Origin of the sequence: Microbacterium paludicola (genome assembly GCF_039529675.1) — a bacterium.
In the GTDB taxonomy this organism is placed as follows: Bacteria; Actinomycetota; Actinomycetes; order Actinomycetales; family Microbacteriaceae; genus Microbacterium; species Microbacterium paludicola.
In genome coordinates, this window is record NZ_BAAANG010000033.1 from 1 (window position 1) to 12,444 (window position 12,444).

Below are 12,444 nucleotides of genomic sequence, written 5' to 3' on the forward strand. Positions count from 1 at the left end.
AAACTCGCGATCACCTACCGGGCCGCTGTCATCCTCAACGCCGTCATCGCCTGGACCCGGCAATTGTCAGACATGCCCTAGGGGCGGACCCGCTCGGGCAGCGTCTCGAGCAGTGCGTCGAGCTTGTCGGCGGTGTCTTCCCATCCCGTGACGCTGACGCATTCGACCTCGCCCATGGCGAGGACGGGGTAGTCGTTGCCGTCGGGGTCGAGGCGGTCGCCGTAGAACAGCGTGGCGGCGAGGGGGATGCCGGTCTCTTCGGCGAGGCGGCGCATGCCGTAGGCCTTGTCGATGCCCTTGCGGGTGATGTCCACGGACGTCGATCCGCCCGAGCGGACTTCGAGGTCGGGGACGCGGTCGGCCACAGCGTCGCGCAGCAGTGACTTGCGTTCCCCGGTGGGGTCCCACGCCTTCTTCGCGTCGACGGGGGCGGCCTGCCCGAGGGCGGAGAAGGTGATCTGGGAGCCGCGGTCTTCGAGGATGGGCCCCCAGGTCTCGGCCTCCCACAGCCCGAGGCGTCGGGCTTCTTCTTCGACGGCGGTGAGGGCGCGCTGCTTCTCGTCGTCGGTGAGGTCCTGCGCGTAGAGCATGACGAGCTCGTCCCCGTCGAACCGGTAGTACTGGGTGCCGCAGGTGGGAAGCAGGTGGAAGTGCGACAGCGCCTCGGGTGCGTGGGGGAGGCGGTCGACGACCTGGGCGCGGAACTGGGCGATCTGTCCGCCGGAGATGATGGCGACCTCGACGCGCTCGGCCAACCGGATCAGCAGGTCGCCGATGCGGGGGTCGATGGGGCTCTTCGACGGGGCGAGGGTGTCGTCGAGATCGAACGACACGACACGAGGGGAAGAAGTCACGCCCGCCAGCCTAAGCGGCGTGTGGTGGGAAACCGCACGGTGGCCGCGTCAGGGGCGGCGCGTAACCCACGCTGGCCTCAAGTAAGCCCTCGCGGGCGGTTCCCGGCGACGCGCTGTAACGTCGAGGGCGACCTAGACGCTTCCGACCTGCCCCGCGAGATCACCCGGAGCGAGATGCCGACCATGACCCTGTCCGCCGGGCCCTTCAAGCCGAACCCGACCTGCCTTGGCGTGCCGTCTCGGGTCGTTCAGGGATAATGCGCTGGTTCTGGCAGCGCGATCGGGATGCCTCGGCCGAGCCGCAGGTGGCCGAGGATGACGTCGGCGGCACCCGACGCGATGGTGATCTAATTGAGCGAGGTGCCGACGGTGAGAGCGAAACCGCAGATGTCTCTCGCCGTCTGCTGATCGCGTCGCTCGCGGCTGGCGCCGGGGCCGGCGCGATCGGCGCACTCGTCGCGAGCGGTGGCGCGGACCTGGTCCGCGACATCGCGGAGCCGACGGCGAAGGGCATCGGCGATCCGTCGCCCCTCCTCAAGGGCGACTTCGACTCGCGGTCGCTGCAGGAGTACCTCGGCATTTTTCTGCCAGAGCTCCACGCCCTTGAAGGCGACCGTGACGATCAGGCGATCCGTCGTGCGGCCGAGGCGGCCGCCAAGGCCGGTGGCGGGACGGTGCTGCTGACACGCAGCACCTATCGGTTTGGCGCATCTGTCGCTTTGAACGGACTGTACAACGTGGTCTTCGAGTCGCGATCCGGGTCGGTGGTGACGACGCAGGGTCCGCAGCCCCGGCTGGTGGCCTTCGCCGGAAACGCCGGCGCCCTCGATGCCGACGGCGAACCGATCGGAGATCAGGATGGGGCCGACATCACCATCCGCGGGATCACCTTCGACGGAGGACTCGCTAACGGAGGCGACCTCGACGCCGCACCGTTCTACGACTTCAACGCGAATGGTGATCGCATCGAGTCGGGGACGGGGGCGTTCGCGCGGACGGAGCGTGCGTTCAAGGGATCAGCCGACGCCCGAGACGGAGTGATGCGCGCGGTGTACGTCATGGGCGATCGGGACCCCGCGTCGTCGAGCGAGCTCCGCTTCACGAATGTATCCGTCGAGAACGTGCGTCTGCGTGGCATCGAGGACCTTCCTATCTACCTCCGCGGTGTGCGGGGGCTTGCGGCGGTCGACGACAGCTACGCCTACCGATGCCTCGATATCGGGTTCACCTACTGCGAGAACGTGCGGTTCAGTCGCAATCGCATCGAGTACTCCGCCGACAACGGCGTCTCGATCTCGCGGGGCAACCGCAACGTCACCTGCTCGGGCAACATCATCGTGAAGTCGTTCTACTTCGGCATTCATCTCGGTGGGTTCAACGGGGAGACGGGGCCGCGGAACGTGTCATGCACGGGCAACACGGTCGTACAGTGCGGGGCGCTGGGCATCAACCTCTACGACGGACCGCGCGACATCACGATCACGGGCAATTTCATCTCCGACATCCACCGGGGGCACGACGACAGAAAGCAGCAGTTCCAGGGGTACGGCATCCTCATCCGCGGCGGAAACGGTGAACCGGGCAAGGCGCGCAACATCGTTATCGTGGGCAACAACATCGTGCGGGCGCACCGCGCGGGCGTCGCGGTCGCACGCGATGCCGAGGACGTACTCGTCACCGGCAACTCGTTCCAGCGCATCGGGCTGCCGCGAACGCCGGGCGGTACTCCGATACCGAATGACAGCCCGATGTGGAACTTCGCGATCGGCAAGCCTGGCGATAAAGCCCTTCACGCCAAGACGGTGCGCCGCGTCGTCGTGACGGCGAATGCGGTGTTCGAGGACCGCGAGGCGATGCTCAAGAGTTCCCTCGTCCGCACCGTCTGGCGAGGCGGAGCCGACATCACGGCGGTGGGCAACTACGCATCCGTCGGCGACGATTCGGCGCCGGCTGCGGTGGGCGAGGGAGGCGCCGCCCCGCAGCCCTTTGCATCAGTCGACGATCTCGGCGACGCCAGCGGCTACGAGGCCGGTACTCCTGCCTACGACCCCCAGCGGCGCCGCCTCGTGATCTCCGACGGCGCCGTCTGGCGCGACGCGGACGGGGCTCCGGCGTCGTGATCGGGGCGACAGCCCCGACGATAGACTCGCGTGGGTATGCCGCGGGCGTCCGCGGTGCGAGAGGAGTGAGCGTGACGAGCCGGGTCATGTCCCGTCAGCGTCGGGACATCCAGGGGCTTCGGGCGTTCGCAGTCGGGGTCGTCTTCCTCGAGCATCTCTTCGGCTGGCCACACGGCGGCTTCGCCGGAGTGGACATCTTCTTCGTGATATCAGGCTTTCTGATTACGTCGATGCTGTTGAACCAGTACGAGCGGACCGGCACGATCTCGTTCCTCCACTTCTACGCCGGCCGTGCGAAGCGTATCCTCCCGGCGGCGACGCTGACTCTGGCGGTGACCGCCGTAATCGGCGGGCTGCTCTTCTCAGCCCAGCGTGCGACGGCAATCGGCTGGGACGCGTTCTGGGCATTCGTGTTCGCCGCAAACTGGAACTTCCTCCATGCGGGCACCGACTATTTCCTACGCGACGCCGCCGTATCGCCGCTGCAGCACTATTGGTCGCTCTCGGTTGAGGAGCAGTTCTACTTCGTGTGGCCGTGGCTGCTGCTCGGGTTGCTCACGGTATGCGCCAAGCTCACCCCCGTGACGCCACGGCGACTCCGCGTGGTCGCCGGCTGGGCTGCCAGTGCAATCATCGCGATCTCGTTCATCTGGGCGCTCGTGCAGTCGGTGGCCGACCCGACGCCGGCGTACTTCTCCACCTTCACTCGATCATGGGAGCTTGCACTTGGCGCGCTGATCGCGGTGCTCGCACCGCTGTTCACACGAATGACGCAGCCGGTTCGCATCACTCTTCTCTACGTCGGCCTGGCTGGCATGGTCGCGACTCTCTTCGTAGTGGATTCGACGTCGACGTGGCCCGCGCCGGGGGCGCTGCTTCCCACCGTCGCGACTGGACTCGTACTGGTCTCGGGCATTGGCGAGGAAGCGCGGGGGAATCCGCTGTTGACCAACCGCGCCGCCGTGTACATCGGGGATATCTCGTACAGCCTCTATCTCTGGCATTTCCCGGCGATCATCTTCATCGGCGCCTTGATCCCCCGCGCAGGCGCGTGGGACAAGATCGCGATCGTTTTGACGGCGTTCGCAACGGCGATTGTCGCGTATCACGCGTTCGAGAACCCCATCCACCGCTCGCCGCTGTGGACGCCGAAGGCGTCGCCCACGGCGTGGAGTGCCTGGCGCTCGCGCCAGCGCCGGCCCGCGGGCATCGCGCTCGTCATCGGCGCGGTGGGGGTGGCGGCCACGCTCGTCGTCGCCTCGATCGTGCCATCGCGATCGCCCACTTCGCCTCCGCCTCCATCAGTCGGCTCGACCGAGGCGAGGGGTGACCTCATGGCCGATGTCCAGAGCGATCTGGCGCAGGCAATCGCTGCCGAGCAGTGGCCGGATGACATCCAGGATCAGATGTCGGCCAGCGGCTACGGCGACCCACTCACGTGGAGTTGCGCGAACCCCGCCACGTTCACTCCGGAGGGTTGCTGGTGGGGTGAGGGAGAGCGCACCGCGGTGCTTGTGGGCGACTCGATCGCTAACTCATACCTACCGGTGATCGCCTCGATCCTCGAGCCTCGCGGATGGCGCGTGCGGCAGATGACCTTGAACGGTTGCGAATTCAACACGATCGTCCTCGCGGCCGAATCGTCGGCCGAGCACTGTGCGGATCGCGTGGCTGCAGGCATCGAAGCCGCGCACGAGGCCGATCTCGTTTTCGTGTCCGGTCAGTGGGCCAGGCACATCAAGGTCGGCGGCACCCAACCCATCTCGTTCGCCGCCTGGTGGAGCGGATTGCAGAGCGCGCTCGAGGAGCTCGCGCCTACACCCACGATCTATCTCGCCCCGCCGCCGTGGCAACAGTCGATTGACTCGTGCTACACGGCGCTCGCGGCGCCCGCGGATTGCATCTCACACCTCACCGGGAGCTGGACGCGGTCGGACGAGGCGCTGCGTGCCTACGACGCGGAGACCGACGGGTTCGAGTACGTCAGCACGGGCGACTGGTACTGCGTCGAATCCGAGTGCCCCGCGCTCGCGCGCGGGCTGCTGACGCGTCGCGACAAATTGCATCCCGGCATGTACTACCTCGAGGCGATCAAGCCCGCCATCGCTGAGGCCCTCGAACCGCGGCTCCCGGAGGAATGATGAACACACACAGCGGGACGAACGCGTGACGAGCTCGCTCGCAGGATCGGCCGCACGCGGCGCGGCGATCACGATACTCGGTCAGCTGCTCCGGCTTGGCACGCAGATGATCACGCTCGTCGTGCTGGCGCGGTTGCTGATACCCAGCGAGATCGGTGTCGTAGCGATGGTGACGGCCATCGTGGGCGTCGGCGAACTGGTACGTGATCTCGGCCTCTCCAACGCCTCCATACAGGCGAAGGACCTGTCCACGCCCCAGCGCGACAACCTCTTTTGGATCTCATCCAGTCTCGGTGTCGTCATCGGCTCGAGCGTCGCGCTCGGGTCGTCGCTCATCGCCATGCTGTACGGCGAGGTGGCGCTGCAAGGCGTCGCGCTCGCTCTCGCCTCGACCTTTGTGTTCAATGGCCTGGCGGCCCAGCACAAGGCGTCGCTGGCACGCAGTCTGCGCTTCCGCGCACTGGCCGTGGTCGAGACCGCGCCGCCGATCGTGGCGAGCGTGCTGGCAATCGTGCTGGCCGCGACGGGGTGGTCATTCTGGGCTCTCGTCATGCAACAGATCTGCCAGGCGCTGCTCGCGCTCGTCATGGTGGTTGTCGCCGCCCGTTGGATGCCCGGCCTGCCACGCCGTACCGACGGTATGCGACCGCTCGTCAGCTACGGCGCGCATCTGCTGGGAGCGCAGATGGTCGCATACCTGAGCCGAAACATCGACACGATCGTGTCCGGTGTGCGTTTCGGGCCCGCCTCGACCGGCCTGTATGTGCGCGCCTTTGACCTCATCATCAATCCGCTGAATCAGATCAGCGCGCCGTCCACGCGGGTCGCGATGCCGATCCTGTCGAAGCTGCAATCCGATGAGGATCGCTACAACGCCTTCTTGGTGCGTGGGCAGAAGATCATGCTGATCGTGGTCGTACCGGCGCTCACTGCCGCGATCGCTCTCGCCGATCCGCTCATCACCCTCGTGCTCGGGGAGAACTGGACGAAGGCGATCCCGATCTTCCAGATTCTCGCGTTCGCGGGAATCATCCGCGTGTGCGGATACCCGACGTACTGGGTCGCGCTGTCGCGGGGAGCCACGAAGATCAGCCTCTACGTGAATCTGGTCTCCACACCGGTCTTCGTCGTGGGCATAATTCTCGGGTCAATGCTCGGCATCGAGGGGATCGCGCTCGGGTTCACGATCGGAACCATCGCGACCTGGGTCATCTCTCTCATCTGGTACAGAAGGGCCGCTGCGGCCCCGAGTCGTCTGTTGCTGCTCAGCGCGCTGCAGATGATCGCGGCGACGGTGCCGGCGACTTCTGTGGCTTGGTTCGCCGTCGAGCTGTCGTCGCGCTGGGGCGCGATCGCGGCTCTCGCGATCGGTGCCGCCGCGTACCTGGCGGTCTACGCGCTGACGGTGTTCGTTGTGAAGCCGTTGCGCGAAGACCTGCGCACGGCGCTGTCGACCGTGAAGCTCATTCGGAAGCGCTGATCCTCGGGAGATTGCGGCGCGAGCGCTCGAGCACGGTCGGCCACGAGTCCGCGAGTCTCAACTCGGACCGCCGGGCGCTCTCGAGTCCCTTTCGCACCGCCGCGACGAGATCCCACTCTCCCGACTCGCTGCGGACGACGCGGCCGTCGTAGCCGAGCAGACGGTACAGACCAGCGAACTTGTCCTGATACTCGAGCGCGACGGTTGCGCGACCTGCCACGCTGGCGAGGACGACGAGATGCATGCGGCCGGAGACGACGATCTCGCCCTCGCGCGAGATTGCGACCACCTGGTCTGGCAACGGAGCCTTCTCGACAAGGTAGACATGCTCGGAGCCGACGTCGGCCGCGATCCTCGCGAGATACGACTCCTCGCTGCGGGCTCCGCCTCGAGAGTCGTGCGGAAGGATGATGCACGAAAAGCCGTCGGCGCGTAGCTGCTCAATCAAGGCGATGTACTGCGTGCGGAGGCCAGGGAACAGCTTCTCCTGGCGAGGGTTCGCGTTCACGACGACGATACGCCGCCCTGCACCGCGCTCGGAGGCAAGCCACGCGTCAAGCCGCGCGTCGGCCAGCGGTGCGTCGGGAGTCGTGAGGAACGCGAGATCCGCGACTGTCTGCACGCGGTGGCCGCCGTTCTCCTGCAGGCGCCGTCCGGAGGCCTCGTCGCGCGCGAGCAGGAGAACGCGATCGCCGACAGCACGCATGGCGTTCAAAGCGCGGTTGGTCGGATGACTGTTCCAGCTGAACCCGAGGATCCGTGCATCGGCGCCGGCGGAGGCCGCGAGCGCAGCTAGACGGAATCGACGCGCGGAAGCGAGTTCGTCGTAGACGCCGTCCATGATGTCTGCGCCGATCACCGAGAGACTCCGTGCCCTGCCCACGAGATCGATGAACGTGCGGAGGTCCTTGCTGTGGCGCGACGGGCGCCCGTATACGAGATCGCGCAGGTAGACGTAGCGCACATCTGCCGATTCGGAACGCCAGAGCAGGTCGGCGGGTTCGCGCGCGATCACCGTGACGGCGTCGTCCGCCGCGCGGACAAATGCCTCATACATCGCCTCGTCGCCGATGCTGCCATTGCCGGGGCCGGCGATCAGGACGTGCCCCGCGCGCGGACCCGCGGCGGCAGCTCGAGAGAGGCGCCGCGCGAGGCCCGCCTCGCGGATGCGCTCGTAGTCGGCGACGGCGAGTCGCAGGATCGTCCGAAGTCGCACAGCAATCCTCTCAGCGCGTATCCACACCCACGGGTGCCCATCTCGGCCACCCCGGCCGTCCGGCCTGGCGGCATAGGCTCTGAGAGCCTATACGACGGTTCTCGGCGTGACCCGAGCGGCCTGGCGGCGGGCGTGTTCGCCTATGCCGCTGTCGGGAGCGTCCGCAACCTACAAAGTAAGGTGGAGAACGCTGCTCGGGACGCCCGAGCCAGCGCCGGCCAACGCCGGCATGTTGGTCTTTGCCGAACGGGAGCCACATGGGAGCCGACCTTGCACCGCGGCGCACGCACCGCGTGAGCCGCCCGATCCGGGTGCTGCACTCGATGCCTGCTCCGGGCGCTGACACGCGGTACTCGTCCCACATGGCGGCTACCGCCGGCGAAGGGATCGACGTCGGGTTTTTCACGTGGCCGACGGCGTTCTTTCGGCAGTACGACATCTTTCACTTGCACTGGCCGGAGCTGCTCGTCTCGCCGGGGAACTCGTTTCGTGCGAAGATCTCGCGCCTGAGGGCGAAGCTGCTGCTGTTTCGTCTGCGGCTGACCCGCACGCCGATCGTCCGCACCCTGCATAACATCCGGCCCCACGACGCGGCTGACGATCCGCACTGGGAACGAGCGATCATTGCGTTCGAACGTCAGACGGCCCATGAGATCCATCTCGTGCCTGAGCCGGGCCGTGTCGTGTCGATCCCTACGACAGAGATACCCCACGGCAGCTATCACGTGCCGTACGCGCAACATGCTCGCCGTGAACGCGTCGCAGGCCGGGTGATCTTCTTTGGGCTCATCAGACCCTATAAGGGGGTCGACACGCTAATCGAGCAGTTTCGACGGGTGGAGGATCCGTCAGCGAGCCTTCGGATAGTCGGCCGACCCATGGATCCCAGTTTGGCCGCGTTCATCGAGCGTGCAGCCGAGGAGGATCCTCGCATCACCCTTCGATTCGGCTTCATCCCTGACGCAGACCTCGTGGACGAGCTGACGAGCGCTGAACTCGTCGTGCTGCCATATCGCGAGTTGCACAGTTCCGGCGCCGCACTGGTCGCCCTGTCCCTCGACCGCCCGCTGCTCGTGCCCGAGACCTCGACTACGACGGCACTGCAGAACGAGGTTGGGACAGGGTGGGTGCATCTGTTCACGCCGCCGCTGGAGGCAGACGACATCGAACGGGCACTCGCCGCGGCCAAGGACCTTACGGCGGGCTCGACTCCGGATTTGTCAGCGCGGGAATGGCCTGAGGTGCAGCGAAAGCACGCCATCGTCTATCGAAGTGTGCTCCGCGGAAATGGTGTGGGCGGCAGCGCGGAATGACCCGTCTCGACTCGTTGACGGGCATCCGGGCGGTAGCCGCCCTCCTCGTCTTCTGGCATCACAGCAGCAGCCGCTTCGAGGGCTCGTTGAGTTCGGGAATGGTGGGCGTCTCACTCTTCTACCTGCTCAGCGGCTTCGTCATGGCGTGGACCGATCGCCCGGGCGAGAGCGCATGGCGCTACTACCGCAAGCGATTCGCAAGGATCTATCCCGCATACCTCGTTGCTTGCGCCCTGGTGATTGGCTGGCGCGCGGTGCGTAGCGGATTCGAGTTCACCGACCTCGCAGCCCTCACGCTGCTGCAGTCGTGGGTACCTGACCCCGCCATCTACTTCGCGGCTCAGGCGATCTTCTGGTCGCTCTCGTGTGAGACGTTCTTTTACCTGGCGTTCCCGATGATTCGCCTCATGACGCGCAGGCTCAAGGGTGCGGGTCTCACGCTCCTGGGCGTGGCCGCCGGTGTCGTCTCGACCTGCGTCGCGGTCGTCGGGGTCGGCCTTCCCGACGATGTCGCACAGTGGGCAACCGGGATATTCCCGCTGGCACGCATCCCGGAGTTCGTTGTCGGCGTGGTGATCGGAACGCTGTTCTCACGGGGCTGGCGCCCGCGAATCTCGCTCATGTGGACCGTGCCACTCGCCGCGTTCGCGGTCGCGGTGGCCGCGTTCGCGCCACTGGCGCTCAGCCGCTATGCGATCACCTTGATCCCGTTCGTACTGCTGGTGGTTGCGCTCGCCGCATCCGACCTGGAAGGGCGCGCGAACATTTTCGGTTCGCGGCCGATGGTGACGCTCGGAGTGTGGTCGTATTGCATCTACCTTGTGCACGGCCTGGCGCTCTGGGGCACCGACGCCGTTGCCATGCGCCTCCATCTGCCTGCGACAGTCTCCGTCGCGGCAGCGCTCGTGCTGACTTGTGTTGGAGCTTGGCTCCTGCATCGTGTCGTGGAGGCGCCCGCCGAGCGCCTCTTGCGACCTCGTGGACGAGCGCTGAACTCGTCGTGCTGCCGTATCGCGAGTTGCACAGTTCTGGCGCCGCACTGGTGGCCCTTTCCCTCGACCGCCCGTTGCTCGTGCCCGAGACATCGACCACGACGGCGCTACAGAACGAGGTCGGGGCGGGGTGGGTGCATCTGTTCACGCCGCCGCTGGAGGCGGGCGACATCGGACGGGCACTCGACGCGGCCAAGCGCCTGACGGAGGGCTCGACGCCGGATTTGTCAGCGCGGGAGTGGCCGGAGGTGCGCCGAAAGCACGCCCTTGTCTATCGAAGTGTGCTCCACCGAGATGGTGTGGGTGGGCGCGCGGAATGACCGGTCTCGACTCGACTGGTGGACGGATATCCGGGCCGTAGCCGCCTTCCTCGTTCTTGGCATCACAGTGGTAGCCGCTTCGAGGGCTCGTTGAGTTCGGGAATGGTGGGAGTCTCGCACTTCTAGGTGCTCAGCGGCTTCAACATGGCGTGGATCGATCGCCTGGCCGAGAGTCGAGGTGCAGATGCTCCTCCCAGGATTGCGAGAGGCCGGACTAGCCCTTGTCGACGAGCGGGTCGTCGGCCTTCACGCGGCCATACCTGCGGACCGTGACAGTGGCGGGTCAGCATTCAGGCTACGGGTGAAGAATCCGTCTTAATACACCCACACGATGAGGTGCGTGATCGGCGCCCAGCCGACCGCTGATTACCAGCCGACGAAGACGACAAGTCCATCCGTGACTGTAAGGACGGTCGGGAAGCCGATCAGGTCGATGCCGAGGTGGCTCGTAGACGCGCGCGGGTCCGAGAGGTTCCTCGGCCCGAACCGCGACGAGATCGCTGAGCGGCCAGTCGTGGTGTTCGGCCACGGGATCGGCGCATTGCCGCGCTGCTCTCATCGACGCACCCCCCCCGGTGAAGGGACGGGGCCGCGATAGATCAGCTAGTGAGATCTGCGCGCAGGTATCGGGCAACCGTATGCGACCCGGGATGGTGACGCCGGGGTCGGACGATTGGTATCCCGTAGGCTGTATCGGTGCCATCAGCAGGAACTGCAGCGCCTCGAGTGGGCCTCATCCCGTCGCTTGACGGGCTTCGCGCGCTGTCTGTGGGGATCGTGTTCTGGGCGCACGCGCACCTGCCCGGCGACATGCGCGGCGGGACCGGAGTGACCGTCTTCTTCTTCCTCAGCGGTTACCTGATCACCACGCTCATGCGTGTCGAACATGACCGGTTCGACCGCATCTCCCTCAAGGACTTCTACCTGCGGCGCGTGCTGCGGATCTTCCCACCGATGTACATCGCGATCGCGCTCGGCGTGCTCCTCACCGTAGTGGGCGCACTCACTGCGCCTGTCACCGCAGGCGGGCTCGCGGCCTCGGCGTTCTTCTTCGCCAACTACTGGAAGATCGCCGGGCTCGAAGGAATTCCGGACGGCCTCGGCGTGCTGTGGTCACTCGCTGTCGAAGAGCACTACTACCTGCTCTTCCCGCTCCTGTACGTCCTGCTCAGGAAGTACCTGCCGAACCGCGTCCACCAGGCGATCCTGCTCGCAGCGGTATGCTGTGGCGTCCTTGCATGGCGGTGCTGGCTCATCTTCGAAGCCGGGGCGGGTTCCGTGCGGGTCTACTACGGCACCGATACCCGCATCGACGGGATCCTACTCGGCGCGATCTTCGCGATCATGCTGAACCCCGTGTACGGCGAGTTCAAGCTACCGACCCGGTGGCTTCTCCCCGCTCTCGCCTCGATCTCCGCTGTCGCCTTCGCAACGTTCATGTTCGTCCGCGTCGTGGACACCCCGGAGGCGTACACCTGGGGGTACACGGTGCAGGGGCTCGCACTCATCCCGATCTTCGCGTACGTGATCACCCGCCCGACGTCTTGGGTGGGGCGAATCCTCAACTGGAAACCGATCGCGTTCCTCGGGGTGCTGTCGTACGTGATGTACCTCGTGCACGTCCCGTTCCTGCGCTCCGCCGAGCACCTTCTGCAGCTGCCCCACAAGGTCGAGGTCGGCATCGCTGCACTCGCGACGTTCCTTTTCGCGTGGGGAGTGAACAGGTCGGTCGAGCGCCCGCTGGCCAGGCTCCGCAAGAAGCTCAGTCACGCGGGCGAGTCGACCACCCTGCTCCCCTCGACCGCAGCCCGTTAGGCCTCGGCCTGCGCGCTCTCCGCCCGCTTCGCACCAATCTGCTCCTGCACCCACGCGACCTGGACGGCGAGCTCGAACCCCGCGAACTGCGAAGCGGTCATCTCGACCGGCTGCATACTCATCGGCGTCAACGTCTCGCCATCATCGAGTACCGCACCGATGGCGACCTTTACTGAAACAGGTCGGACTCGGA

General features: G+C 66.2%; 9 protein-coding genes. 6 read left to right on the top strand and 3 right to left on the bottom strand.

Translation table 11 applies throughout. The annotated features are described in order from the left end of the window. Window positions 1–77 precede the first annotated feature (77 nt). Entirely contained in the window at window positions 78–854 is a 777-nt protein-coding gene (locus ABD161_RS13280; RefSeq protein WP_344003823.1) for an HAD-IIB family hydrolase, read from the bottom strand. Window positions 855–1,111: 257 nt separating this feature from the next. On the opposite strand from ABD161_RS13280, the gene ABD161_RS13285 reads away from it, so the two are divergent. From ABD161_RS13285 to ABD161_RS13295, 3 genes are all read left to right on the top strand, one after another. Next, window positions 1,112–2,974, top strand: coding sequence for a right-handed parallel beta-helix repeat-containing protein (locus ABD161_RS13285; protein WP_344003826.1), 1,863 nt, complete (start codon window positions 1,112–1,114; stop codon window positions 2,972–2,974). 71 nt (window positions 2,975–3,045) lie between these two features. Further along, window positions 3,046–5,115, top strand: a complete 2,070-nt coding sequence (locus tag ABD161_RS13290; protein ID WP_344003829.1) for an acyltransferase family protein — start codon at window positions 3,046–3,048, stop codon at window positions 5,113–5,115. A gap of 25 nt (window positions 5,116–5,140) precedes the next feature. Further along, window positions 5,141–6,595 carry a lipopolysaccharide biosynthesis protein gene (locus ABD161_RS13295; protein WP_344003832.1) on the top strand — a complete coding sequence of 485 codons (1,455 nt, stop codon included), beginning with the start codon at window positions 5,141–5,143 and terminating at the stop codon, window positions 6,593–6,595. Here ABD161_RS13295 and ABD161_RS13300 read toward each other — a convergent pair. Beyond that, window positions 6,579–7,811 (bottom strand): polysaccharide pyruvyl transferase family protein, encoded by a 1,233-nt coding sequence (locus tag ABD161_RS13300; protein ID WP_344003835.1) that lies wholly within the window; start codon window positions 7,809–7,811, stop codon window positions 6,579–6,581. The two genes, ABD161_RS13295 and ABD161_RS13300, sit on opposite strands and share 17 nt — an antisense overlap. A 362-nt stretch (window positions 7,812–8,173) precedes the next feature. Between ABD161_RS13300 and ABD161_RS13305 the strand changes: the two genes are divergently transcribed. From ABD161_RS13305 to ABD161_RS13315, 3 genes are all read left to right on the top strand, one after another. Next, window positions 8,174–9,124, top strand: coding sequence for a glycosyltransferase (locus tag ABD161_RS13305; RefSeq protein ID WP_344003837.1), 951 nt, complete (start codon window positions 8,174–8,176; stop codon window positions 9,122–9,124). Next, entirely contained in the window at window positions 9,121–10,320 is a 1,200-nt protein-coding gene (locus ABD161_RS13310; RefSeq protein ID WP_344003840.1) for an acyltransferase family protein, read from the top strand. The genes ABD161_RS13305 and ABD161_RS13310 overlap by 4 nt, the downstream gene beginning before the upstream one ends. A gap of 812 nt (window positions 10,321–11,132) precedes the next feature. After that, entirely contained in the window at window positions 11,133–12,251 is a 1,119-nt protein-coding gene (locus ABD161_RS13315) for an acyltransferase family protein (protein ID WP_344003842.1), read from the top strand. Here ABD161_RS13315 and ABD161_RS13320 read toward each other — a convergent pair. Then, window positions 12,248–12,444 (bottom strand): hypothetical protein (locus tag ABD161_RS13320; RefSeq protein WP_344003845.1); only part of this gene is annotated, 197 nt, incomplete at its 5' end. The two genes, ABD161_RS13315 and ABD161_RS13320, sit on opposite strands and share 4 nt — an antisense overlap.

Bases quoted from the DNA above. Each gene is read 5' to 3' on its own strand.
- ABD161_RS13285 (WP_344003826.1), top strand. From the start codon at position 1,112: ATGCGCTGGTTCTGGCAGCGCGATCGGGATGCCTCGGCCGAGCCGCAG.
- ABD161_RS13305 (WP_344003837.1), top strand. From the start codon at position 8,174: ATGGCGGCTACCGCCGGCGAAGGGATCGACGTCGGGTTTTTCACGTGG.
- ABD161_RS13310 (WP_344003840.1), top strand. From the start codon at position 9,121: ATGACCCGTCTCGACTCGTTGACGGGCATCCGGGCGGTAGCCGCCCTC.